Consider the following 26,563-nt stretch of genomic DNA (forward strand, 5'->3'; position numbering starts at 1 on the left):
ATGTCAGATGCTGGAAGTCCTCTCCAACCTAAAAAACGCACTCTATTGAAAACCGCTTTAGCAGCGGGCGCCACAGGAATAGCAGCCGCAGGAGGTTTTATTTGGGGCGAACAAAAGAGTAAAAACAAAACCGAAACCTTATATCGCCAGCATTCTAGTGAACGCTACGACTGCTACGGCACCCATCAGGCAGGCATTACCACGCCGCACCAACCTTTCGCCATCATGTGCGCCTTCGACATCACAGCCAACGGCGCATCTCAGCTTATCAACTTCTTCCGCGTACTTACCACCCGCATCGAGTTCCTCACGCAAGGCGGAGAATTGCAGGACGGCGATGCCAAGCTGCCGCCTTCAGGCAGCGGTATCTTAGGCAAAAAAGTGCCGAGCGACGGCCTCACCGTTACCGTATCCGTCGGCGACAGTCTGTTTGACAAGCGGTTCGGCCTGGAAGCCAAAAAGCCCAAGCGCCTGCAAGAAATGAAACGCTTCCCCAACGACAAACTGGCCGCCGAATGGTGCGACGGCGACATCAGCCTTCAAATCTGCGCCCTCAGCCCCGAAACCTGCCAAAACGCCCTGCGCGACATCATCAAAAACACCGCCCAATTTGCCGTAGTCCGCTGGAGCATTGACGGCTTCCTGCCCAAAACCACGCCCGGTTCCGCTCCCCGCAACCTGCTCGGCTTTCACGACGGTTCGGCCAACCCCGACGTTTCCAACCTCAAAACCGCCGATGCTGTGTTATGGACAGGCGTTGCCCCCAACAGCCTCGACGAACCGGCATGGGCCAAAAACGGCACCTATCAGGCCGTGCGCATTATCCGCCACTTCGTAGAATTCTGGGACAGAACGCCCCTGCAGGAACAGGAAGCCATATTCGGGCGCGAAAAATACAGCGGCGCGCCATTAGGCATGAAAAAAGAACAGGATACGCCCGACTATGCCAAAGACCCCGAAGGCAAAACCATCCCCCAAGACAGCCATATGCGCCTAGCTAATCCCCGCGATCCCGAGTTTATGAAAAAACACCAACTTTTCCGCCGTCCGTTTAACTATTCGCGCGGCCTGGCCAAATCGGGTCAACTGGACGTGGGTTTGGTGTTTATCTGCTATCAGGCGAACCTTGACGACGGGTTTATCTTCGTGCAGAAACTGCTCGACCTCGAGCCGCTGGAAGAATACATCAGCCCTTTCGGCGGCGGCTATTTCTTTACCCTGCCCGGCGTGAAGAAAGGCGAATTTATCGGTCAGAGTCTGATGTTGGGCTAATTCCGCCGCAATTAAAATGCCTGTCTGAAAGTTTTCAGACAGGCATTTTTATGGTCTCAGGCAGCTAATCAACCCGCTATAGTGGATCAACGTAAAAATAGTACGTTCGTCATACTCGGGCTTGACCCGAGTATCTCCTAAAGTTAGCGGAACTCAAGATACTCGGGTCAAGCCCGAGTATGACGGAAATGCTACTAAAATTAAGTGTTTTAGCTATATTCTTCACTATTCCGGCACACCTCCACCGCCTCCTGCAAACTGCTCACGCCGAAAATCTGCAAGCTGGGGAATTCTTTCGGGTTGCGCGGCAGATTGGCTTTAGGCACGACGGCGCGTTTGAAGCCGAGTTTTTCCGCTTCTTTCAAACGCTCCTGCCCGCGTGCCACGGGGCGGACTTCGCCGCTTAAGCCGATTTCGCCGAAGGCCACCATTTTTTCGGGCAGCGGGCGGTTGCGGAAGCTGGAGAGCATGGCAAGGATAATGGCAAGGTCGGCGGCGGGTTCGTTGATTTTTACGCCGCCTACGGCGTTCAGGAATACGTCTTGGTCAAAGCAGGCGATGCCGGCATGGCGGTTTAACACGGCCAGCAGCATGGCGAGGCGGTTTTGTTCGAGACCGACGGTGAGGCGTTTGGGCGTAAAGCCGTGTGCGTCGTCCACCAATGCCTGAATTTCCACCAACAGCGGGCGGCTGCCTTCTTGAGTGACCAATACGCACGAGCCGGGCACGTCGTCGCGGTAACTGGCGAGGAAAATCGCCGAAGGGTTGGACACGCCTTTCAAGCCGTGTTCTGTCATGGCGAACACGCCCAGCTCGTTGGCCGCGCCGAAGCGGTTTTTGATGGCGCGGATCATGCGGTAGTTGGAGTGCTGGTCGCCCTCGAAATAAAGCACGGTATCCACCATATGTTCGAGCACGCGCGGGCCGGCGATGGCGCCGTCTTTGGTAACGTGGCCGACCAAGATCATGGCCATGCCCATCTGCTTGGCCATGCGGGTAAGCTGGGCGGCACACTCGCGCACTTGCGATACGGAGCCGGGCGCGGAAGTGATTTGGTCGGAATACATGGTTTGGATGGAGTCGATTACCACCACGGCCGGTTCGTGCTGTTTCAAGGCTACCTGAATCGCTTCCATGCGGATTTCCGCCAACAGGTTGACGCCTTCGCTGTGCAGGCCCAAGCGTTGCGCGCGCAGGGCGACTTGTTGGGCGGACTCCTCGCCGGAAACATACAGCACTTGGCGGCTTTTCGCCATCATGGCCACGGTTTGCAAGAGCAGCGTCGATTTGCCGATGCCGGGGTCGCCGCCGAGCAGAATCACCGCGCCGTTTACCAAACCGCCGCCCAATACGCGGTCGAGTTCGCCCATGCCGGTGGGTTCGCGCGGTACTTCGGTGGCGGTTACTTGGGAAAGCTCCTGCACCTGTGCCGTGTCGGCCGCCCACGATTGGAAGCGCACATTTTTCGGCTCGGGCGCGGCAAGGCTTTCCTGCAAGGTGTTCCACTCGCCGCAATGCGGGCATTTGCCCTGCCATTTCGGGGTAGTGCCGCCGCATTCGCTGCATTGGTAAACGGTTTTCGGTGCTTTTGCCATAAATTCATAATGCCTGTCTGAAAACGCGATTGTAACATTTTCAGACAGGCATCCATTTCTTAATCTCTCATGTTATCCGTTTAAAAACAACCCTCAGAAGCGATTTATGCATAACGCCTATTTAAAGATTATTAAAGATAATTAAATTTACAATAGTAACTATGAAAGCAATATCTAAAGAAACCACTTTAATCTATAATTAAATTACATTAATTTTAACTATCCAATTAACATAATTAAAGAATCATTACTATGACACATTACAAACTCAATATTACTCATAACGGCCAAACCGAATCTATTACGCTTCCCTCAGACCAACCCCTTTCCCTTCCCGCCCAACCGGATACCGTTTACCAAATTTTCGACGAACAAGGCAACCTGATCGCCCAGCCCGAAGTGCAGCTGGTTAACGAAGATTTATGGGTACACCTCGGTTCAAACGCCGAGGGCACACCCGATCTGATTCTGCAAAATTACCAAAATATCTACCCGACACCGAATGCCGGCCAGTTGGGCGCCATCGGCGTCGTATCGGTTGAAGCAGCCGCACCCGTGGCAGAACAAGTGGCCATCGGCGGCACACTCACCAGTTTTCAGACAGGCCTGATCGGCTTAGGCGTTGCCACAACAGCAATCGCAGGCATTGCTATTGCCAACAGCGGCAAAGACTCCAACCCTAAAAAACAGCCTGAAGTTAAACAGCCTGAAGTTAAACAGCCTGAAGTTAAACAACCCGAGGTTCAACAACCCGAGGTTAAACAACCCGAGGTTAAACAACCCGAGGTTAAACAACCCGAGGTTAAACAACCTGAAGTTAAACAACCCGAGGTTCAACAACCTGAAGTTAAACAACCTGAAGTTAAACAACCTGAAGTTAAACAACCTGAAGTTAAACAGCCTGAAGTTAAACAGCCTGAAGTTAAACAACCTGAGGTTAAACAACCTGAGGTTCAACAACCTGAGGTTCAACAACCTGAGGTTCAACAACCTGAGGTTCAACAACCTGAGGTTCAACAACCTGAGGTTCAACAACCTGAAGTTAAACAACCTGAAGTTAAACAACCTGAAGTTAAACAGCCTGAAGTTAAACAGCCTGAAGTTAAACAGCCTGAAGTTAAACAGCCTGAAGTTAAACAGCCTGAAGTTAAACAGCCTGAAGTTAAACAGCCTGAAGTTAAACAGCCTGAAGTTAAACAGCCTGAAGTTAAACAGCCTGAAGTTAAACAGCCTGAAGTTAAACAGCCTGAGGTTCAACAACCTGAGGTTCGACAACCTGAGGTTCAACAACCTGAGGTTCAACAACCTGAGGTTCAACAACCTGAGGTTCAACAACCTAGTTCTGCAACAGTTACAATCAACCCTATTTCGCATCAAGATGTGGTCAATGCCCAATCTGCCCAAGGAACTGTTTTAATTTCCGGCATAATCAACAGCGACCAAGACATTAGCGATGCCGATGTTATAGTTTACTTAAACGGCAAAGCCTACCCCGCCGTCGTTAATGCTGCTACTTTCAGCGTGGAAATAAACGGCAGTGAATTTGCTAATGCAAATACCGTCAGCGCAATCGCCACAATTCGGAACCAATCGGGCAAAAGCATCGAAGTCCTGTCTGAGCGCGCATACAGTTATGATACTGAAGCACCCGAAGCGTTCATTAGAATGAACAGAATGTCAGACAACAGCACCATCAATATTGCCGCCAAAAAAGATACATTCACTCTTTCAGGCCCCCTTAAAATTGGTGAAGACAGTATTAGAGAAAGCGTTACCGTCAAAATCAACGGAAAATCTTATCCTGCAGAAATTCATGGCCAAACTTGGTCTTTCAAAACTACCGGTAAAACACTTGCTTATGCCGAAGGCGCCCAAACCCTACAAGTTATTCTGCAAACGGAAGATTTGGCAGGCAATACCAATACTGCCTCAATGGAATACGTTTATTTGGTAGATACCGTAATTGAGCAGCCTGTTGTTACGCTCAACCCTATTACAAAAGACAACATCATCAACGCAGAAGAAACCCAATCCAATATTCTGGTTTCCGGCCAAGCTGAGCATGTGAATGAAGGCGATACGGTTACACTGACAGCCGGCACATATGAGACCACAACCACGGTTAAAAACGGTCGATTCAGCCTCGAAATCGCAGGCTCCGTATTGGCGTCGGCCGAAAGCATCAGCGCGCGTGTCGACACCGAGGACGAAGCCGGCAATACCGCCTCGGCCGTAACCACGCAAAACTACACGTCGGACACCGAAATCGACACGCCTGTCATCACGTTTAACGCCATCGCCGAAGACGACATCATCAATCTGGCCGAATCCCAAACCGAAAACACCATTCTTTCCGGCACAGTCGAACACGCAAAAGAAAATGACGAAATCATTATCACGGTCGGCGAAGCCGTTTATAAAGGTGTGGTTTCAGACAGGCAATTTGCCGTTGCCGTCAGCACCAAAGCCCTGCTTAACCACGGCAAAGTGACCGCCAGCGTTACCACTACCGATGAAGCGCTCAACAGCGCGACCGGTCATGCGGAACGCGCCTACTCAATCGATACGGAATACACGCCTACCATCAGCCTGAACGCAATCGCAGGCGATAATGTGCTCAACCTTGCGGAATCCGAAAAAACCGTTACCGTTACCGGCACCGTTACCGATGTTGCCGACGATGAAGACATCATTGTTTCGTGCGGCTGCGAAAGCTGCGGCAGCGTGAAATGGATCGACATTCTTACCAAGGTGAAAAACGGCGGTTTCTCCGTTGATTTCGAAGGCACCCAATTATCAAAAAGCGGCTACACCCTGGTGAAAGCCAGCGTTACCTCCCAAGATGCTGCCGGCAATACGGCCACCGCCGAAACCTCGCAAAGTTTCACCAAAGATTTAACTGCGCCTGAAGTGGCCGTAAACATTAACGAAATCGCCGGCGACGATGTACTTACCAAAGCCAAACAAGAGCAAACCCACCATTCCGTCAGCGGTGCCATCAACGGCCTGCAAAACGGTGAAACGGTTAATCAGGTTCTCGTTCAGGTAGGCAATCAAAAATACAAGGCGGTCGTTACCGATAATACCTACGCTGCCGACATTCCTTCTTCGGAATTGGCCGCAGCAAACCGCGTTGATGTAAGCGCAACCGTAACCGATGCCGCAGGCAACAGCAGCACGGCGGAAAACAGCCGCGCCTATAAAGTGGGCAAGCCATTACCCGTGCTGACGCTCGATATGGTTGCCGAAGACAATTTCATCAACAAAACCGAATCCGATAAAGGCAGCTTTATTTTGTCCGGTTCGGTAGAAAACGTAGAAAACGGCACGGAAGTTACGCTCCAATCCGGCTCTAATGAACTGACCGCGCAAATAGACAACGGCAAATTCAGCATTACTGCCGACCGTGCATTCTTAGGACTGGCCAACAATATAAACAATGCCGTGAAAACACTTGTCGCGCGTATTACCGTGCCGGATGATTACGGCATAAACCAAACCTACACGGCCAGTCAAGACTATATTATCGACTTAAATAACAATACAGCCATTACTATTTCCCCCCTTACTGATGACAACATCCTAAACGCTGCCGAGATGGAGCGCCCCTATGTTACTGTTAGCGGTAAAGTGACCGACGGAGCCGCAGGCAACCTGGTTACAATCAAAATCGGTAAAACAACCTACCAAGCCGAAATCCAGGCCGACGGTTCATACAGCGTAGATGCGGAAGTTGCACAGATCATACCCAACGGAAGAGAAGGCAAATACGGTATTTCTGCCAGCGTCGAACGTGTGGATGCAGCGGGTAACCGGGGCAATGGCGAAGCAACCTTTACCCGGACCTTCTCTGTCGACAAATCCGCACCCAAAGGACGGGTGGTGTTTGACCCCATTACCGGCGACAATATAATTAACCAAAACGAAGCCGCCCGACCGACTTTGCGTATTACAGGCAAAGTAAACGGCTTACAGGAAGGAGATGACGTTACCTCAGTAACCATCAATGTCGGCAACAATCAATACACGGCCCAAACAGCCGGCTCTTCTTTCAATGTCGATATTCCTGCCGACGTATTGTCTGCCAACAACCAAGTCAGAGGCACAGCAGAATTGAAAGATGCCGGCGGTTCCACATCTTCTGCAGCAGAAGGCACACAAAGCTACGCCTATCAAACCAATCCGCCAACGGCCGATATTACCGTAACAGGCATCAACGGAGGCAAGCCTTTAAACATCCGAAGCCTGTCTGAAAACATTTTGCTGACCGGTTCGCTGGTGTTGGGCGATACCGTTGCCCGAGGCACGGAAAAAGTAAATATCCACATTAACGGCGCAGATTATGCGGCGCAAGTTTCCAACGATACTTGGACGTTAACCCTGCCTGCCGTAACTTTGGCAAAAACCGACGGCATCCATAACATCACTGCTTCCGTAACCGTAGCCGACGAATATGGCAACACAGGCGGCGACAGCACAGTTCACTCTTACCAAGTGGATACGGCCGCCCCCGCTCCTTCCATCACGCTGGACGCTTTAAACAATAACAACGTGCTCGAACAAGACGCCCAAGGCCAAATCGTGCTCGCAGGCCGTGTGGGCGGCAATTTCAAAGAAAACGACACCATCGTGCTAACTGTAAACGGCGTCAAGGAACAAACCACTGTCGACAGCACCGGCGCATTCAGCATCACGGTTGACGCAGCCCGGTTAACCGGCGCAGAAAAACCTGTGATTACCGCCGCCGTTACAACCGCCGATGACGCAGGCAACAGCGCTTCCGCACAAACCGCCTTGGCATACAGCGTGAAAAAAGGCGACATCAATATCCGATTGGATGTGATTACCGGAGATGATTTGATCAACGTTACCGAAGCCAAGCAAGAAATTACCATTTCCGGCTCGGTTTCCGGCAGCGCCGCTAGAGAAAATCAAACGGTTGAATTGTTGATTAATGGGAAAACCATTCAAGCACAGGTACAGAAAAATTTAAGCTTCAGCACCACCGTTTCCGCAAAAGAGCTGATTGCCGACTCCGGTTATGTCATTAAAGCAAGCGTTTCAGACGGACAGGAGGTCAACGCTGTAACTTCGCGCAGCTACGAAGTGGCGCCTGAAGCCGCCGCGTCAATCAACATCACCGGCATCGACACAGATTTCAATGTCGATGTGGCCCAAGCTTTCTCCAACACCCGGATTGAAGGCGTGATCGAGCTTAACGGTGCATTTGCCAAAGGCATGAACAGCGAACGCATGCGCCAGATTACCGTGAATATCGGTGAGAAAACTTACACGGCCGGTGTCAAAGCAGACCGCAGTTTCTTCTTGGATATCCCCACCAAAGAGCTTGCCAAGCTCAACGGAAAAACACTCAGCTTCAAAGTGGAAGCCGACCCGCAATTGTTTGATGTGGAGCAAACCGGCAACAATACCTACCGCATCCACAATTTGGCACGCTTCGAGGAAGTTCAGGTCAAAGAAATCGTGTTTAAGAGTCCTTACATCACCAAAGATCCGACAAATAATGACTACATCGTGTCCAATGTAAAAGAGCCGGCTGTAACCGTCAGCGGTTCCGTAGGCGGCACAGCCAAAGCCGGTGACACGATTATGCTGGAAACAGGCGGCAAAATTTATCAAACCACCGTAGACTCCAGCGGCACCCGTTTTTCGGTTGACATATCGGCCACGGATTTGGCTGCCGATGAAAACCGTACCATCAAAGCCGTTTTACATACAACCGACTCATCCGGCCAAGCTATCAGCATCAGTAACAGCGGGCGCTATGCCGTATTGAATCAAGTGGACGGAAAATTTTCAGACAGGCATGCCAAACCTGTCTCGGTAAACAGCGACCACACTTTACCTGATTACAATTTCCCTTATTTCATACAAAAAACAGGCAATATCAATGGAAAAAGCTATAACATCCCTTTAGGCGGCACTCCTGACGGCCCTACTGTATTGAAATATCATTTCCTCACACTGGACGAAATCAGCACTCTGCCCGAAAACCATAACCGGTATATCGACAGAGCAACCATGACCAGCTACTCAGCAGAACTTCAAGACATCGTACGCAACGCCTATAAAGAAATCAGTGCGGTTACCAATATCGAATTCGTCGAAGTCGGCAGCATGCTCGAAGCCAACACAAAATATTACATGGGCAATCTTATGTCAGGTTTTGAAGACGCTTCTGCCGTTGCGGCCAGCGGCGGTTTGATTGCTTGGAACAGCCGCCACAATTATATGTCATGGGGAAAAGAATTCCTGCACTATACCGTGTTACACGAAGTTACCCATACCTTGGGTATGACACACACATCAAGAGGTTTTACCGGCGATTATGCGAATGAAGAAAATATTGAATTTTCAAATATGTCGTATAAAGCCTATATAAACAACGATTTATTTCTAAACAAAGGCCAATTGCGCACCTACGATTTAGCTTACCTCCACTACACGGTAGGCATGAACAAGACCGTTCGTACGGGCAACGACATCTATACATTCAAAAACTACAATATGTACAGCCAAGATTCCGACCGCTATATCTGGGATGCCGGCGGGGTGGATACTTTCGATGCCTCGCAGGAGAAAGCCGGGGTACACGTCAACCTCACGCCGGGTTCATGGATTTACGTTGGCGACAACCTATCCAAAACGTTCAGCGTGCAAAACGCCGCCACACACGATATGCGCAGCTACTTCAAGCTTCCCGAAGATGCCTCAATCATCGGCAATTCCAGTGCGAAAGTCACGCTAAACACCTACACCGAAGGACAGGCATTTATCGGATACGGCACGCAAATCGAAAACCTAATCGGCTCAGCGCATGATGATATATTGACCGGTAACAGTGCCGACAACAATATCTACGGCGGTTCAGGCAACGATACTATCCGGGGCGGTACAGGCAACGACTACCTCGACGGCGGCGAAGGTGAAGACACCTTAATCGGCGGCGAAGGCAACGACAGCTACATTATCGACAGTGCGTCAGACACCATTCAAGAAGCTCAGGATCAAGGGGAAGACCATGTATACAGCAGCATCAGCCATACCTTGGGCGGACATCTGGAAAACCTGACCTTGATCGGCAGCAACAGCATCAACGGCACAGGTAACGCACAAGCCAACGTTTTACGCGGCAACGGAGCGGACAATGAGCTCAAAGGCATGGAAGGCGACGACCGCATCATCGGCGGAGGCGGTAACGACACCCTAACCGGCGGCGACGGTAACGACACATTCGTGTTCGACACCGTTTTAGACGGCAGCGTAACCACCATCAAGGACTTCCTGCAAGGCAATGACACCATCGAATTGTCGTCTGCCGTTTTCGGCAACCCCAAAACCACCGTTTCGGAGTTTGGCGATTACATCAGCTACCAGTCCCAAACCGGTTACCTGTATTACGACAGCGACGGTAAAGGCAAGGCCGACGGCATCCACTTTGCAACGCTCAGTCCGAACTTGACCATCAACGAAAGCCACTTTGATATTGTGTAAGTAGGCCGCATCAAAAATGCCTGAGACTTTTGCAAAAATAGTCTATTAACGAAATTTGACGCATAAAAATGTGCTAAAAATTTTCAATTGACTAAAACCTTTCTGATTTCGAGTAAAAAATAGGCAAAATCAGAAAGGTTTTTCATTTTGAGGATTTTATTGAGCATAAAATTTTAGTAACTTATGTTATTGCAAAGGTCTCATGCCTGTCTGAAAACTTTCAGACAGGCATTGTTTTATGGTGCATCAATCTTTGACACACCCGATCAAAACCGCACTTGCGTTCTCAACTGGCGGCGGTAAAGCAGCAGCGATACCGCTATGCACACCAGCGAAAAACCCGCCAGCAATTGCAGATAAAGGCTGATACCGCCTATGCCGCTTTGCTTCAGCAACAACTCCTGAAATGCTTTCAGCCCCCATGCCATCGGCGAAATCCAAGTAAGCCGCTGCATGGTTTCCGGCATCACATAATCGGGCACCATAATACCGCCCAGCCCGGCCATCAAAATAATGCCGCCGCCGCCCAACACCACCGCATGCTCGGTACTTTTCGCAGAAACACTAATCAAAAGTGCATAGCCCAAAGCCGCGCCGCTCACCGCTACCGACAACACCGCATAAGGCCACCATGTATTACTCAGCACCAATGCCGGCGCACCCAACACCGGCAATAGATAACGCCCGAGCAGCAGCATTCCGACAAACTGCAATTGGTTAATCAGAAAATACGGCAGCAGCTTGGCCGCCACCAACACCCCGGCCGGCGCCTGCGCCAGCCGAAGCCGCGTGATGGTGTTGGTCTGCCGCTCCAATGCCATCACGTTAGACAAAGGAATCATGATAAAAAACATGCCGAAAATCAGCCATGCAGGCACACTGTGCTGAACCGCATTCGGCTTTTCCACCGCGCCGCTTTCAGTCAGATAAGTTTCGCTAAACAGGGTTTTCTTCAAATAAGCGGCCACCGTATCGAATTGTTTGCCGTTTTCCTCGTTTACCGATTTCTGGATTTTTTTCTTTATGGATTTGGGCAGGTTTTTCGCCTCGATTTTCAAATCGTCCAGCACGTCAAAATAGCTGTTGAGGCGGACTTCTGTGTAATGCTGCTGCAACACGCCTTTCACCGCCGAAAGCCAAGAAGGGTCGATATCCGGCGGCACAATCAGCTGCAGCACCTGTTCTTCATCCAGCTTGCCGCCCGCTTGATTCGGATTCACCACCAGCAATTGGTAGCGCCCCTGATAAAGCCCGCTTTTCGCCTCGTCCAACCGGTTTTCAGACAGGCTTACCAAATCCACCTGCTCTTTACGCAGCGCGGCAGCGAAGTCTTTGTTTACCGGATTATCCGCCGCGCCCACCAGCGCAATCCGGCTGTCGATATGAGGATCTTCATCGCGGCTCAAAGCGAGCGACATAATCAACATAAATGCTATCGGCATCACAAATAACACGGCCAAACCATGCAAATCATGCCGCAACAATTTCAATTCTTTAATTAACGATGAACCAATCATGCCGCTGTCCGCCTTAGAAAATCGAGATAAAAAGCCTCCAACGAGCCGTAGCCTTGTTGGAAATACCGGATTTCCACCCCTGACTGCCTAAGCTGCCCGTAAAGCGCGGCAGCCTGTTCGGCAGTGGCGGCGGCTTCCCACATATTGCGGCCGATATCTTTTGCCTGCCACTGCTGCAACACCGCATCATCCGGTGCAGGCTCCGTCATAAAGCGCACGCCCGGCTCCTGCGCTTGCAGCAAATCGGCCAAACCGCCCTGATACACCAGCCTTCCTTTATCCAACAAAGCAATATGGCTGCAAAGCTGCTCGATTTCCGGCAAGTAATGCGAAGTGTAAACCACGGTAATTCCGGCACGGGTCAAATCAGCCACGCTTTGCAAAATAAAACGGCGCGACTGCGGGTCGATGCCCACGGTAATTTCGTCTAAAAAAACCAGCTTCGGCCGGTTTACCAAACCGATCGCAAAATTCAGCCGCCGTTTCAACCCGCCGGAAAGCTGCTTGGCCGCTCTGTTGCGGTAATCCGCCAGCCCGGCCTTATCCAGCAGAGACTGCAGATAGGCCTTATCTGTCACGCCATAAAGAGAAGCGAAAAACAACAAGTTATCCCACACGCTCAGCTGCGGGTAAAAAGCAAAATCCTGCGGCACCAAGCCGATTTTCTGGCGTTCGTCACGCGCGAGCCTGCCGATTTCAACGCCGTGAAACAACACCTGCCCCTGCTGCACTTCCTGCAAACCGGCCAAAAGCGACATCAGCGTGGTCTTACCCGCCCCGTTGTGGCCGAGCAAGCCCCAACACTCTCCCGGGCGGATATCTAACGATACACTTTGCAACGCCGCAATATCCGAGCCCGGATAGCAGTGTGATAAAGATTGGATTTGAATCATTTTTCTCTTTCTCTGCGGTTGGAAAGCAAAACCGGCGCGCAGAATGATGTAAACGGTTTAACTATAACCGAGAAGTATAGCCCAATCCACAACAATGCCTGTCTGAAAACACTTTCAGACAGGCATTTGCCTTAACAAGCTGTTGTATAATCCGCCCTAAATTCAATCAAGAAAGTATCGCCATGTTTAAAGAAGCCACCCGCAACCTTACCACCCTGCGCGATTTGCTGCGCTTTGCCGTCAGCCGTTTCAACGAAGCCGAACTCTTTTTCGGCCACGGCAGCGACAATGCGCACGACGAAGCCGCCTACCTGATTCTGCACACACTCAACCTGCCTCTGGATACGCTGGAGCCTTATCTGGATGCCGTGATTCTGCCCAGCGAAAAAGAGCAGGTGCTACAACTTATCGAACGCCGTGTAAAAGAACGGTTGCCGGTTGCCTATCTCACCCATCAAGCCTGGCAGGGCGAATTTGACTTTTATGTAGATGAGCGCGTTATCGTGCCCCGCTCGTTTATCTACGAATTATTGGGTGAAAGCCTGCGCCCTTGGATAGAACATGACGAGCTGGTACACAGCGCGCTCGACTTGTGCACCGGCAGCGGCTGCCTTGCCATACAAATGGCACACCATTATCCCGATGCCTCAATTGACGCCGTCGACCTCAGCCTCGACGCGCTCGAAGTGGCCGCCATCAACGTAGAAGCCTACGGCCTGCAAGAACGCATCAACCTCATCCACACAGACTTATTCCACGGTTTGGACGCCACATACGACCTAATCGTGTCCAACCCGCCCTACGTCGATACAGAATCGGTTGAAGACCTGCCGCAAGAATACCTGCACGAGCCGGAGCTTGCGCTCGGCAGCGGTCAAGACGGCTTGGACGCCACCCGCCAAATCCTGTTGCACGCCGCCAAATACCTCAACTCCAAAGGCGTTTTACTGGTTGAAATCGGCCACAATAGAGAAGTGTTAGAGCAAGCCTATCCCGAACTACCGTTTACCTGGCTCGAGACCAGCGGCGGCGACGGCTTCGTATTCTTGTTAACACGCGAACAGCTTTTAGGCGAAGAAAAATAAAATCATCCGCTTATACGGAGCAATGCCTGTCTGAAAACCTTTTCAGACAGGCATTGCTATGTTGACACAGCAAACAAACTTAATTTTTATCATGGTTTCGTCATGCTCACGCTTAACCCGAATATTTCCTAAGATTACCAAACCCATCCCGAGTATCACGGATGCAATGCTTTTTAAATTTATTTGCAATAGTACGCCTGCCTACTCCGGTTTACAGCGTCCAAACAGGCCAAGCGGAGTTTATTACCGTCTCACTTAAAGACACCTTGATACATATCAGCCGTAAACCCGCACACACAACGCCCGCTATGCACCAAAACCGGTCGCTTGATAATGCTCGGTTGCCGAACCATCAGCCCAACCGCCGCATCCCGATTTTCTGCCGCAGCCTTTTCTTCTTCGCCCAATTTGCGCCAAGTCGTCCCCCGCTTATTCAGCAAAATATCAAGAGGAACCTCTTCCAGCCATTCTTCAAGCAAAGCCTGCGACGGAGCCGACTTTTTAAAATCGACAAATTCATATTCAATACCGTTTTCAGCCAACCATGCGCGGGCCTTTTTAACGGTATCACAATTGGGAATCCCATATAATTTTGTTGCCATAAAATACATCTTTTTTGCGTTTGAACAAAACTATTGTAGCAAAAAACCTTGTTAAAAACCCCCAAAATAACTATTCTTATGCTTTTTAGCCCATAATCAAAAAGCCTTTTCTCCGGAGAAATTCATGAAAAAAACCACTCTTCTAACCATAGCCGTACTTACTCTCGCCGCATGCTCCGACGGCAGCCAAATCAGCGAATCAGCCCTGAAAAAAGGCATTGAAGATTTCGCATCCCGCCAAAACGTGTGTATCGCCATGCCGTTAACTATTTTAGATGCAGCAGGCCAACCGCTCCGCAACACACTCATCGGAGAGCCTAAACTGACCATCACAAACCGCAACAAGGAAGGCAAACGCATCAATAAAGAAGTTATCGAACAAATGGACATCTTGGTAAACGCCGGCATCTACCGAGAAGCGGATAAGAAATCGGTTGAACAAAACGATATGCTGGTAAAAACCGTTACCTACGAACTAACGGAAAACGGCATTGCCGCTTTAAGACACGGCTCACAAGGGCCTTTGGTATGCGTAGGCAATCTGAAAGTATCCAAAATCAACTGGTTCACCGAACCCACACCAACCAACGGCATGACCGTTTCCAAAGTTTCTTACCAAGCCGATTTGGTACCTGAAAAATGGATGAAAAAACTATTGAAAACCGATAGCGGCGACTGGAAAAACTTATCAGAACCGCAAGAATATACGGCCACAATGGTAAAAACCAACAAAGGCTGGCAGGATCTGCGCCAATTACACTAATCCAAACACAATAAATGCCTGTCTGCATATTTCAGACAGGCATTTTGATTATGGAACCAAAAACAAACAGCACTACCCTATTATTTATCAACAATAATACACTTTATTATTTGACTACAAATCACCTAGTGAGGCCTTACATTTATTATCATCAACAGGGTCACTTTTTACAGATTCAACATCCTTGCAAAATAGAGCATTACCAAATTGATCTATTCTTACTGAAAATCGATAACCCGTATCAATCTTTGGGGTAGCAAAAATGTTTTTACCTGAAGAAGTAATATCATAACGATCACTAACACTTTTATCTACGCTGTTTTGAGCTTTACCTAACCAATTTTGAAATTCAGCATCGGTAAATTTAGGTTGTACAACCATCTCTTTTTTTATCAAACTTTGAATCTGTATTAAAGCTGCTTTGGCATTTGTAACATGCCCTCGCTCGATATAACGCACATAAGATGGTATGGCGATGGCAGCTAAGATTGCCAATATTGCTACAGCAATCAACACTTCAATCAGGGTAAAGCCTTGCGCTTGAATTTTTGAACTCATTAATTTATCCGACATAAAATTTAGTTAACGTTATAAACGCCTTCAACATACGATTGCAAGGTTACCGATGTATTAGGGTTTTTACCCCATGCGCGTGAAGTTACCCGATAAATTACTCTTATCCCTCCATCCGGCTGCTCCGAAGAGCCTGTTGCTTCTATAATGTAACGTGCCGGCTTGTTTGCCGAATCGGCCGCAACGGAGTATTGCCGCCCCTCTTCCTCCAAAAACAGTTTACCTTTATTGTCTTTACGCTCCCAAGCATTAATATTTGCACATTCTTTTGTACTACATGCCTCAAGCGTAAGAGTCCCCATTACTGTAGGAATGGTACCTGCTTGTTGTTGGCCTGCTTCGGCACATAAACCATCTTCGCAATTGGCACTAAATTTAGCATCGGTAAAATTAGCTATATCCGTTTCACCCTGTCTTAAGGCCGCTTCTGCAATTGAAAATGCAGCTTTCCTGTCTGCATCATTACTACTGATACGCATTTCGGTATTATAAGATTGGGTTGCAGCAATTACTAAAAAAGCAATTACCAACATCATGATCAAAACAATAAACAGCGAAAAGCCTTCTTGTTTCTGAGGTAAAGCTGTAATTAACGGTTTGCGCATCGGTTCCCCCCTCGGATATTCGCATCAATATTGTGAATATATACATTTCCGGCATTTTCTCGAGAAGCCGCATTTTGCATTGTTTGACCTTCGGCTACCAAATTATTGCCATTCAATACCAATCTGATACTTGCTAGCGGCCTCACCATATCACTTGTTAATTGCTGTTTAGTAAAACGGAAAGTTTCCGGTACGCTTGCCGGCTTGGCCTCTGTATCTATATCAGGGTTCACCCCCTGACAGTTTTCAGCGTAACCATATAATATACTCATATCATTAATACCGGGAAGCAAGAGCTGCGGCGTTTGCCATTCATTATTTGCACCTAGCTGGATACGATACAAGCCTTGATCTCCGCCATTAGGTCGGCCTACAACATACACATTGATTATGTATCGGGTCAACGAAACTTGATGTTTAAATTTCGGATCGGTGATTGAAGAATCAAGCGAACCTTGGGTATTTGTTCTAATATTAATTATTTTCGAATTATTATCTGCTCTATCAATCAGATAAAGTCCAAGTGTATCACACGTACTTACCGCTACAGGCGAGTTATTAACCAATGTTGCCGCGGTCACATCTCCGTTTGGCTCAATTGTTACATGATTACTCGTTACCTCGGTAATAGCAGGACTACCGTCACCGTACTGAAAAACCAGTGCGTCTGATTGCGCAGTAAATCCCGAAATCTTCATAACAGAAGCAAAGTCAGCTCGAGCAATACTTTTTACCCCCTCTGAAAGCTCTATTGCATCAGCTGAACCCTTAGTTCCAGCAAACAAAAAATTTTGCAACTTATGAATATCTTTATCATTATATTTTGTCCAATCCGGAGAAATTTTAATGTTTTTATTATCCAAATTACTTAAATTAAAACAGCCGAAACTTCCGGCCATCCTGGCATCATAAACAATCATATTCGATACATTGCGGATATCCTGTTGAGCATTCAAGCGTGCAATAGCCACATCATTTACTTTTCGGGCAGCAAAATAGCCTGAGCCTACTGCAATCATCACAATCATACTCAATAAACTGGCGACCATAAACTCAATTATGGAAAAACCTTTAGGTTTCGCCGCATATCGACTGGTGTATATCTTTTTTTTCATATTTATTCTTTATTCCGTAACGCGTGCCTGATATGTGTAAACAGCTTTACCATCATCAATATTGATACCTCCTGAGACAGCCGCTTTATTTTCGGTATCCATTTGCCATAAAACCTTTACAACGGTATAAGCCCGCCGGTTGGCATTAACTCGGCAATTCCAATCAACCATCCCTCTAACAACAGTAGGCTCCCTGTCTTCACTATCCAAACAGATATGTCCGCGCAGTAGAGCAACATCTGGCAAATTTTCCCCCAAAGTCAACCCAAAATCACATACTTGAGACAAAGCCAAATCTTCCTTGCTAATAACGTTTACCGTATCCAATCTATTGCAATTCGCTGCAATACTTTGCAAATTACTCATAGCATTAGCATAATGATTGTAACTTTTCCTATGCCATGTAACGCCTTGTATACCATTATCGGCATCCTCATTAATTTGTTCCCTATGCAATTCGGGATTCATTAACATACCTTCAATCAGATTCTGGGTAGCTTGGGCAACAATAGTTTGATTTTCAGCTTCCCTCACGCCTGAGACCGTTTTAAGCTGTGTAGCAAGCAGAACCAAAACACCCAAACCAAGCATCAACATAGACACCAACACCTCAATCAATGTTGCACCTTTTTGCTTCTGAGTAAGCATTCTTCCGCCTATTTGAATTTCTATAAGTTGGTTTTTTCTCATTATCTTCATTCTAACAACAGATTAAAAAGTACATTTCTTATTATTGACATCCGTGATTTCTGATTTCTTACAAGTCTGCAACCTGCCACTTCCATCAAACAAAAGAACTTGTGCTCTGCTTTTTTGTTTATTTTCCGGTTGTTTATCCGTCAAAACAATTTTAATGATACTGTTAGCAGGTGAGGGCGTGATAATCCCTTTTTTACCTACCGTATAATTACCCCTGATAAAAGCTCCGTTAGGCATATAACCCGCAGCACGTGCTTGCTCTGAACCACTATTCACAGGATTATAGTTTGGTGCAGCATTTAAATTATCAAAAGAAAAAAGAGTGGTATTACGGGACTTAGTATTCAAGACAACCGTTCTTAATGGTATATCACCTTTCTTTTCATCATATTTATGATCTTTGTCTTTATCAGCAAATGCTGCATATCCTTCCGGCTCTGAAGTAGCACAATAATTATTGGGTTTGCCTGCTTCCGATATATCAACAGGGCAAATATAAACCGGCACACCAATCCTTACGGCTTCTCCTCGCGCAAGTCGGAACAAATTCGCCATTTGTTCCGCTTTATTCGCGATACGGTGTTCGGCAATCCATTCAGACATATTGGGATAAGCAATCAAAGACATGATGGCCAATATTGAAACCACTACCATCAATTCGACTAAGGTAAAACCTTTTTGACTTGAATACATGAGTAACACCTGATTATTTATTTTCCGGTAATGTGCGTAATCTTATTAAAATTTAGCTGCTATTTTAAACGATACGTCATCTACTTACCTAATTATTTGCACCGAAATACCGCTTTTTTCTTTATTTCGCCAAAATTTGCAACAAGTGCTGCAGACTAGTCTTCCATCATCGCCATATCCGGCACGAATGCTGCGTTGTCGAATTTGGTAAACTGACCGGTCCATGTAAGCACCACTTTGCCTACAGGGCCGTTACGGTTTTTACCGATAATACATTCCGCCAACCCCTTAAACTGGGATTCGGGATTGTAATATTCATCCCGATACATAAACATAATCAAATCCGCATCCTGCTCGATCGCACCCGATTCGCGCAGGTCGGACATCATGGGGCGTTTATCGGTACGCTGCTCCACCGTACGGCTCAGTTGCGACAAGGCAATCACAGGAACATGCAATTCTTTTGCCAATGATTTCAACGAACGTGAAATTTCCCCCAACTCGGAAGCACGGTTATCGTTGCGACCCGAGCCGGACATCAATTGCAGGTAATCAATCACAATCAAACCCAATTTGCCGCCGAACTGCCTTGCCAAGCGCCGCGCGCGCGCGCGCAATTCCAGCGCGGTAAGCCCTGGCGTTTCATCGATAAACATCGGAGCATCGGAAAGCTTCACAACTGCATCGTTCAAACGCCCCCAATGCTCGTCTTTCAAAGCACCTGTTTTTAAAACGCTTTGATCTAGCCTGCCAATGGATCCGAGCATACGCATCACCAATTGTGCGCCCCCCATTTCCATAGAGAACACAGCAACCGGAAGCTTGCTTTCTACGGCCACATATTCCGCAATGTTAATTGAGAAGGCGGTTTTACCCATAGACGGTCGCCCTGCTACGATAATTAAATCGCCTCCTTGCAAACCCGAAGTTTTTTTGTCCAAATCTATAAAACCCGTTGCTACGCCGGTTACTTCATCCGGGTTGTCGCGCGAGTAAAGCAGGTCGATTCTCTCGACCACCTCTTTGAGCAAATCCGGCATATTCAAAAAACCTTGTTTCGACTTGGCAGTACTTTCGGCAATTTGGAACACTTTATTTTCGGCCTCATCCAGCAGCTGGCCTGCATCGCGGCCTTGCGGATTGTAGGCGCTGCGTGCAATTTCCGTGCCTACTTCGGCAAGCTGGCGCATTACCGAGCGTTCGCGCACAATTTCCGCATATCGACGGATATTCGCAGCGGAAGGCGTGTTTTGCGCCAAAGTAACCAAATAGTTGAACCCGCCTGCGTTCTCCAGCTCATCGTTCCGCTCCAATGCTTCCTGAACGGTAATCACATCAGCCGGTCTGCTTTCATTTACCAAGCCGGCAATTGCACGGAAAATCAAGCGGTGTTCGTGGCGGTAAAAGTCTTCGCCAGTTACAACATCGGCAACCCTATCCCAAGCCGCATTTTCCAACATCAATCCGCCAAGCACCGACTGCTCCGCTTCAACCGAGTGTGGTGGCAGCGATAATGCAGTTACTTCATCATCATGCGAATCAACAGCATAGCCCGGATTGTTCATTAAAATCTTCCTTAATTGAAAGCTGGAAACGGAAAGTTTTCATTATATCGCAAATCGCTTATTACCTGATTGGTTGTTTTAAAGCAGTATTAAAGTAGACCTCAAAGTTTTTCAGACAGGCATATGCCTGTCTGAAAACGAGTTAATGATCTTGTTCCAGCCAAATAATGCTGGCCATTCTGCCCGTTTGCCCATCTCTGCGGTAAGAAAAAAAGTTTTCGCGCTCCAACACCGTGCAATGTGAACCGCCGTAAATTTGGGTTACACCTTCTCTTTGTAAAATCAGGCGTGCCAAATGGTAAATATCGGCCAAATATTTTTCTCCGCCTATGCTCTCAAAGGCATCTTCAGCCTCCGATATCTGACTGCAAAATGCGTCCTTCACTTCACTGCCCACTTCAAATGCATCAGGGCCGATGGCCGGGCCGAAATATGCCATAATTTCCATCGGATCAACCCGCATAGCGGCAACCGTGTTCTGCAACACACCGCCGGCCAAACTGCGCCAACCTGCATGCGCGGCGGCAACGACTGCTCCTGCACGGTCGCACAGCAATACAGGCAAACAATCCGCCGTCATCACAACACACGCCGCACGGCCCGTATCATCTACACAAGCGTCCGCATCCATCATCTTTTGTGCCGCATCGACGGCTCGCACCACATCGGCACCATGAACCTGATTTAAAAATACCAACGGTGCTCCTACATGCTCTTGCACATAAGAACGGTTTTGAGCAACCGCTTCGGGGTTATCCCCCACATGTCCGCCTACGTTCAAGCTGCTAAAACAACCGTTGCTTTTACCTCCCTTTCGTGTCGTTATTAAAACCTTTACATTGTCGGGAGCAGGCCAGTCTGCATAAAGAAAATCACCGGAGATGATTTTTTCATCAAAAACCTGTTTTAAATTTATATTTTTCATATTGAACTATCTAAATGAAGGTTTGTCTGGTTTACAAAACCGTAAATCTCGGAAATACAAAACACAACGTAATTCGAATTTACAAGATTTCTAAACACTATTATTTGTGAGAGAAACTTCTTATGAAAAGTTTACTTTTACCGTCTACACACTTGATGTTTGTGTACCGTATTTCAAATGCGCTTTACCGCAGCAAATTAACGCGACCTTTAAGCTATTTTATCTATTTGATTGGACGCATGGTTTTTTCCAGCGACATCCATCCCGGAGCTAAAATCGGAAAAGGTTGCAAGTTTGCACACCATTATAATATTACTATCGGCGCCGGCGCAGAAGTGGGCAGCAATTGTAAAATTTTCAACGGTGTATCGATTGCCAACGACGGCACTCAGGCCAAAGCCAATGTTTATCCGAAAGTAGGCGATAATGTTATGCTGGGAACAGGTGTCAAACTGATCGGCGGAATAACGATAGGCTCGGATTCAGTAGTCGGTGCCAACGCCGTGGTAGTAAAAGATCTCCCTCCCTGTTCTTTGGCAGCAGGCGTTCCGGCAAAAGTATTGCGCACGATAGACCGAAGCGAGTTTTACTAAAAAAGCAAAAATAAAAAGCAGTGTTTACGCACTGCTTTTTATTTTTCCGCGACTCATTTCATTCCTTTACATAAACCACTTCAACATCATAATCATCTTCATTCCAATCATCATCGTCCTGCTCACCCACTTTTTCCAGCCATTCCTCTTCACTGCTCAAAGAAGAATCCAAGCCGCTTTCCAAGCGCAATACCGACAACAAATGATACATATCCTGAGGCAACGGCGCTTTAAACGACACGGTTTCACCAGTTTTCGGATGTTTAAAGCTCAAACTATGGGCATGCAAAGCCTGCCGGTTCAAATCTTTTACCGCCTCCTTTACCGCAGCCGAGCATTGGTGGCGCGGATTGCCGTACACCGGATCACCTGCCAGCGGATGGTTGGCCTCACGCATATGGACACGGATCTGGTGGGTACGCCCCGTTTCCAATGCACATTCTATATAACTGTGCGCGCCATACCGCTCCAATACTTTCACATGAGTTACCGCTTCTTTCCCGCCAAACTTCACCGCTGCCATTTTTAAGCGGTTATGCGGATCACGACCGATCAGGGTTTCGATTTTACCGTCAAAAGGCACGATGCCGTTAGCCACGGCACGGTAAATCCGTTTCACACTGCGCTCTTGAAGCTGCTTTACCAAATCGTTTTGCGCCGGTAAAGTTTTCGCCACCACCATCAAACCGCTGGTATCTTTGTCCAACCTGTGCACAATCCCCGCACGCGGCACCTGCGTCAAGTCAGGACAATGCGCCAAAAGCCCGTTAAGCAGCGTGCCCGACCAATTTCCTGCCGCCGGATGCACCACCAAACCGGCAGGCTTATTCAACACAATGACCGTATCGTCCTCATAAACAATGTCCAAATCCATCGGTTCCGGCATAAAGACGGCATTCTCATCGCTTTGCTGAATTTCCACCACCAGCTCTTCGCCACCGATTAATTTATCTTTCGGCTGCGTCGCTTTGCCGTTCACAGAAACTGCGCCTTCTTTGATCCAGCTGCTCAGGCGGCTGCGGGAATAATCGGGTAACAGTTTCGCCAAAGCAGCATCAAGCCGCATGCCCGCCAAATCGACCGGTATCACTAAATTTATGAAACTTTCTGCATTAGGGGCTGCCGAAAACTCCAAATCATCGCTATAATCGGCTTCGTTATCCAAGGAAATATTTTGCATGAAAAAAATTCTTTTAATTGTTTCTTTAGGCTTGGCGTTATCAGGCTGCGCAACAAAAGGTGCAGCAGATAAAGATGCCCAGATTACCCAAGATTGGACTGTCAACCAGCTCTACACCGAAGCGCAAGATGAGCTGAACAGCAATAATTATACGCGAGCCATCAAATTATATGAACTGCTGCAATCGCGATTTCCTAACGGTGTATATGCCCAGCAAGCCTTGCTGGATACGGCTTATGCGTATTATAAAGACGACGAGCGCGAGCGCGCGCTTTCCACCATCCAGCGCTTCCAGCACCTTTATCCCAACCATCCGCGCATGGATTATGTTCTCTATCTGAAAGGCTTGGTGCTGTTTAACGAAGACCAGTCTTTCTTCAACAAATTGGCCTCCCAAGACTGGTCAGACCGGGATCCGAAAGCCAACCGTGAAGCCTATTATGCTTTCGAAGAGCTTACCAAGCGCTTTCCCGAAAGCGAATATGTAGCGGATGCCACCGAGCGCATGGCTAAACTGGTTGATGCTCTGGCCGGCAACGAAATGGCTATCGCCCGCTACTACATTAACCGGGGCGCCTACCTTGCCGCCATCAACCGTTCGCAAAAGATCATCGCGCAATACCAAAACACCCGCTTTGTGGAAGAAGCTTTGGCGATTATGATCACTTCTTACAAGAAGCTGAACAAACCCGAATTGGCTGAAGACACGGCCCGCGTGCTGCAAACCAACTTCCCGCAAAGTCCATATCTAACGAAAGACTGGAAGCCCGACAGTATGCCCTGGTGGCGCTATTGGAAATAAGGTTCCAAAACAAATATGCCTGTCTGAAAACCTGTTTCAGACAGGCATTGCTTTAATCTGCCGCACCCCAATTATTTAAACAATAAAATCAACACCAGTGCCACGGCGATCACACACAGCCAAAGATTCTGTTTTTGCTGGGTTTTAACCAAATGTATATAGGCATCGCGCATTTCCTGCTGCCGGGTTTCATCCACCAGCATATTGATTTTCCGCGGCAGGCTGGGCAGGATTTGCGCCCAATCGGGCGCTTCGTTTTTCAGCGTGTTCAAAAATGCTTTAGGCCCGACCTGCTCCGCCATCCAACGGGTTAGGAAAGGTTTTGCCGTTGTCCATAAATCCAAATCAGGGTCAAGTTGGCGACCCAAGCCTTCGATATTCAACAGCGTTTTTTGCAGCAAAACAAGCTGGGGCTGGATTTCCACATTAAAGCGGCGGCTGGTTTCAAACAAGCGCATCAAAACCAAGCCGAACGAAATTTGCGATATGGGTTTATTAAAAATCGGTTCGCACACCGCACGCACGGCCGCTTCCAGCTCTTCCGCCCTCGTATCGGGCGGCACCCAGCCCGACTCGATATGCGCGGTTGCCACGCGGTGGTAATCGCGATTGAAAAACGCCAGAAAGTTGATGGCTAGATAGCGCTTGTCATAATCAGTCAAGCTGCCGACAATGCCGAAATCAAGTGCGATATAGCGACCGTCATCAGCAACCAGAATATTGCCCGGGTGCATATCGGCATGGAAAAAACCGTGGCGGAAAACTTGTGTGAAAAAAATTTCCACACCGTAACGCGCCAAACGGTGCAAATCGATACCTTTGGCTTTAAGACCCGCTATATCGGCCACCGGCGTGCCGTTCATCCACTCGATGGTGAGTACATCGCGGCTGCAATAATCGTAATACACTTGCGGCACGATCAGCATGGTGCTGTCTTTAAAATTGCGTCCGAGCTGGCTGGCATTGGCCGCTTCACGCATCAAATCCAATTCATCGTGCAGATATTTGTCAAACTCATCCACCACTTCGCGCGGGCGCAGCCTTTTGCCGTCGGCAGACAAACGCTCAATCCAGCCAGCGCCAAAACGCAACAAAGCCAAGTCTTGCTCAATCACGGGAGCAAGATTCGGGCGCAGCACCTTTACCGCAACCTGTTCGCCGCTGTGTAAACGCGCTTTATGCACTTGCGCAACAGACGCACTGGCCACCGGCGTGGTGTCGAATTGAGCATAAAGCGCATCAATCGGTTTGCCTAACGATTGCTCGATTTGGCGGCACGACAATTCTGCATCAAAAGGCGGCACACGGTCTTGCAACTTGGAAAGCTCAGCTGCATAGTTGTGCGGAATCAAATCAGGTCGTGTAGAGAGCACTTGCCCGAATTTTACAAATACCGGCCCCAGGCTTTCCAATGCCAAGCGGAGGCGCACAGGCAACGCGGTATCTGCGTATTCGGACGACTTCGGCAGCTTGCGCAATAAGCCGCATATCCATGTTTTGCCGGCAAGCGGCATCAGCAAATCTGCCAAGCCGTAGCGGTATACGGTTTTAGCCAAAGTGGTTGTGCGTTTAAGCCATTTCATAACAAATCATCAGGCGGCATAACAAATAAGCTTATTTTTACAGCTTTAACAGCAATAAAGTTTATTTGTTATAAATCTTTAAAATCCTGCATCATCTCAATATCAAGACGAGCACACATTCAGGCACTAGTATTAATCTGCTTTGATACACCCTAAACGGCTGACCCGCTCCAACGGGTCAGCCGCGCTATCAATCAGCAGAAAGCTTACCGGTTCCAACCCGATGCATAAACTTCCCGCTTGGTTTTTCAGACAGGCATCAGCGCTTGGCCAATCCTTTACGCTGCAAAAACGGCAATACATCCGGACGCACTTCCTGACAAAGAGAATTGCGTACTTGCTGCGTAAAGTCCAAATCCAGATTACTGCGCTGTTTGTAATAATCTTTAACCTGCGTGTTATATGCTTCGTAAACCGCTTTATCCATGGGGCGGTAGCCGTTTTCTGTAACCACGCATTCGGCAGGCAGGCGCGGGCGCATCATGGGTTCTTGGGCAGGCCAACCCAAAGACATACCAAACAGCGGCACCACATTCTCGGGCAGATTCAATATTTCATTGGTCGCATTGATGTCGTCGCGCAAACAACCTATATACACGCCGCCCAAACCGAGTGATTCTGCGGTAAGCATCACATTTTGCGCCATAATCCCGGCATCAATCGAACCCATCAGCGTCATCTCAGTCCAGTCTGTTTGAGCATCGGGCGCAATCTGTTTGTGTTTGGCAAAATCAATACAAAATACCAAAAATTCCGCGCAAGTTTCGATATAGTGTTGGTTGGCGCCTACTGCACGCAGCTTTTTGCGCATTTCCATATCGGTAACGCGGATAATGTGTGCCGACTGCAAAAAGCTGGAGGTTGACGCCGCCTGCCCTGCCTTCAAAATGATTTCCAGCATTTCCGCCGGAATCGGTTCGCCCGTGTATTTGCGGATGGAGCGGTGGTTAAGCGCGGTTTGCAAGGCGGGTTTACTGGTAAATTCCAT

General features: G+C 48.3%; 21 protein-coding genes. 6 read left to right on the forward strand and 15 right to left on the reverse strand.

What is annotated here, in order from left to right:
* Window positions 1-1,272, forward strand: coding sequence for an iron uptake transporter deferrochelatase/peroxidase subunit (gene efeB / locus EL143_RS11870; RefSeq protein WP_085417391.1), 1,272 nt, complete (start codon window positions 1-3; stop codon window positions 1,270-1,272).
* A 209-nt stretch (window positions 1,273-1,481) separates the two neighbouring features.
* On the opposite strand, the gene radA is transcribed toward efeB, so the two are convergent.
* Window positions 1,482-2,867, reverse strand: a complete 1,386-nt coding sequence (radA, locus tag EL143_RS11875; RefSeq protein ID WP_085417390.1) for a DNA repair protein RadA — start codon at window positions 2,865-2,867, stop codon at window positions 1,482-1,484.
* 615 nt (window positions 2,868-3,482) lie between these two features.
* On the reverse strand, window positions 3,483-4,241 hold the full coding sequence (locus EL143_RS12990) for a hypothetical protein (RefSeq protein WP_408634072.1): 759 nt from the start codon (window positions 4,239-4,241) through the stop codon (window positions 3,483-3,485).
* 300 nt (window positions 4,242-4,541) lie between these two features.
* On the opposite strand from EL143_RS12990, the gene EL143_RS11885 reads away from it, so the two are divergent.
* Complete coding sequence (locus tag EL143_RS11885) at window positions 4,542-10,382, forward strand: Ig-like domain-containing protein (RefSeq protein WP_408634073.1); 5,841 nt, start codon at window positions 4,542-4,544, stop codon at window positions 10,380-10,382.
* A gap of 266 nt (window positions 10,383-10,648) precedes the next feature.
* On the opposite strand, the gene EL143_RS11895 is transcribed toward EL143_RS11885, so the two are convergent.
* Window positions 10,649-11,899: an ABC transporter permease gene (locus EL143_RS11895; RefSeq protein ID WP_085416542.1), complete on the reverse strand. Its 1,251-nt coding sequence runs from the start codon at window positions 11,897-11,899 to the stop codon at window positions 10,649-10,651.
* Complete coding sequence (locus tag EL143_RS11900) at window positions 11,896-12,792, reverse strand: ABC transporter ATP-binding protein (protein WP_085416543.1); 897 nt, start codon at window positions 12,790-12,792, stop codon at window positions 11,896-11,898. Before EL143_RS11900 ends, EL143_RS11895 begins: the two co-directional genes overlap by 4 nt.
* Before the next feature lie 182 nt (window positions 12,793-12,974).
* Here EL143_RS11900 and prmB point away from each other — a divergent pair, with 182 nt between their 5' ends.
* The gene (gene prmB, locus EL143_RS11905; protein WP_085416544.1) at window positions 12,975-13,877 is read left to right on the forward strand and encodes a 50S ribosomal protein L3 N(5)-glutamine methyltransferase; all 903 of its coding nucleotides are present in this window, start codon (window positions 12,975-12,977) and stop codon (window positions 13,875-13,877) included.
* 251 nt (window positions 13,878-14,128) lie between these two features.
* Here prmB and EL143_RS11910 read toward each other — a convergent pair whose 3' ends face one another.
* Window positions 14,129-14,488, reverse strand: a complete 360-nt coding sequence (locus EL143_RS11910) for an ArsC family reductase (protein WP_197719603.1) — start codon at window positions 14,486-14,488, stop codon at window positions 14,129-14,131.
* A gap of 115 nt (window positions 14,489-14,603) precedes the next feature.
* On the opposite strand from EL143_RS11910, the gene EL143_RS11915 reads away from it, so the two are divergent.
* The gene (locus EL143_RS11915) at window positions 14,604-15,242 is read left to right on the forward strand and encodes a hypothetical protein (protein WP_085416545.1); all 639 of its coding nucleotides are present in this window, start codon (window positions 14,604-14,606) and stop codon (window positions 15,240-15,242) included.
* Between the two features lie 114 nt (window positions 15,243-15,356).
* Here the strand turns inward: EL143_RS11915 and EL143_RS12855 are convergent, their stop codons facing one another.
* The 7 genes from EL143_RS12855 to pgeF all read right to left on the reverse strand — a co-directional run bounded on the left by EL143_RS12855 (window position 15,357) and on the right by pgeF (window position 21,417).
* A complete protein-coding gene (locus tag EL143_RS12855) occupies window positions 15,357-15,800 on the reverse strand; it encodes a prepilin-type N-terminal cleavage/methylation domain-containing protein (RefSeq protein WP_158087835.1) in 444 nt (147 codons plus the stop codon).
* Window positions 15,801-15,820: 20 nt separating this feature from the next.
* The gene (locus EL143_RS11925; protein ID WP_085416547.1) at window positions 15,821-16,420 is read right to left on the reverse strand and encodes a pilus assembly PilX family protein; all 600 of its coding nucleotides are present in this window, start codon (window positions 16,418-16,420) and stop codon (window positions 15,821-15,823) included.
* Window positions 16,405-17,535 (reverse strand): PilW family protein, encoded by a 1,131-nt coding sequence (locus EL143_RS11930; RefSeq protein WP_085416548.1) that lies wholly within the window; start codon window positions 17,533-17,535, stop codon window positions 16,405-16,407. The genes EL143_RS11925 and EL143_RS11930 overlap by 16 nt, the downstream gene beginning before the upstream one ends.
* Before the next feature lie 9 nt (window positions 17,536-17,544).
* Window positions 17,545-18,225 (reverse strand): type IV pilus modification protein PilV, encoded by a 681-nt coding sequence (pilV, locus tag EL143_RS11935; protein ID WP_158087836.1) that lies wholly within the window; start codon window positions 18,223-18,225, stop codon window positions 17,545-17,547.
* Between the two features lie 21 nt (window positions 18,226-18,246).
* Window positions 18,247-18,927 carry a GspH/FimT family pseudopilin gene (locus tag EL143_RS11940; protein ID WP_085416550.1) on the reverse strand — a complete coding sequence of 227 codons (681 nt, stop codon included), beginning with the start codon at window positions 18,925-18,927 and terminating at the stop codon, window positions 18,247-18,249.
* A 155-nt stretch (window positions 18,928-19,082) separates the two neighbouring features.
* The gene (gene dnaB / locus EL143_RS11945) at window positions 19,083-20,492 is read right to left on the reverse strand and encodes a replicative DNA helicase (protein WP_085416551.1); all 1,410 of its coding nucleotides are present in this window, start codon (window positions 20,490-20,492) and stop codon (window positions 19,083-19,085) included.
* 142 nt (window positions 20,493-20,634) lie between these two features.
* The gene (gene pgeF, locus EL143_RS11950) at window positions 20,635-21,417 is read right to left on the reverse strand and encodes a peptidoglycan editing factor PgeF (protein ID WP_085416552.1); all 783 of its coding nucleotides are present in this window, start codon (window positions 21,415-21,417) and stop codon (window positions 20,635-20,637) included.
* A gap of 122 nt (window positions 21,418-21,539) precedes the next feature.
* Here pgeF and EL143_RS11955 point away from each other — a divergent pair, with 122 nt between their 5' ends.
* Entirely contained in the window at window positions 21,540-22,010 is a 471-nt protein-coding gene (locus EL143_RS11955; RefSeq protein ID WP_085416553.1) for a serine O-acetyltransferase, read from the forward strand.
* Between the two features lie 58 nt (window positions 22,011-22,068).
* Here EL143_RS11955 and rluD read toward each other — a convergent pair whose 3' ends face one another.
* Window positions 22,069-23,190, reverse strand: coding sequence for a 23S rRNA pseudouridine(1911/1915/1917) synthase RluD (gene rluD, locus EL143_RS11960; RefSeq protein WP_085416554.1), 1,122 nt, complete (start codon window positions 23,188-23,190; stop codon window positions 22,069-22,071).
* On the opposite strand from rluD, the gene EL143_RS11965 reads away from it, so the two are divergent.
* On the forward strand, window positions 23,189-23,992 hold the full coding sequence (locus tag EL143_RS11965; protein ID WP_085416555.1) for an outer membrane protein assembly factor BamD: 804 nt from the start codon (window positions 23,189-23,191) through the stop codon (window positions 23,990-23,992). The two genes, rluD and EL143_RS11965, sit on opposite strands and share 2 nt — an antisense overlap.
* 71 nt (window positions 23,993-24,063) lie before the next feature.
* Here the strand turns inward: EL143_RS11965 and ubiB are convergent, their stop codons facing one another.
* Together ubiB and nfsA are read right to left on the reverse strand one after the other, a co-directional pair.
* Window positions 24,064-25,575: a ubiquinone biosynthesis regulatory protein kinase UbiB gene (ubiB, locus tag EL143_RS11970; RefSeq protein WP_085416556.1), complete on the reverse strand. Its 1,512-nt coding sequence runs from the start codon at window positions 25,573-25,575 to the stop codon at window positions 24,064-24,066.
* Between the two features lie 259 nt (window positions 25,576-25,834).
* Window positions 25,835-26,563, reverse strand: a complete 729-nt coding sequence (gene nfsA / locus EL143_RS11975) for an oxygen-insensitive NADPH nitroreductase (RefSeq protein ID WP_085416557.1) — start codon at window positions 26,561-26,563, stop codon at window positions 25,835-25,837.

Source organism: Neisseria canis, from assembly GCF_900636765.1.
In the GTDB taxonomy this organism is placed as follows: Bacteria; Pseudomonadota; Gammaproteobacteria; order Burkholderiales; family Neisseriaceae; genus Neisseria; species Neisseria canis.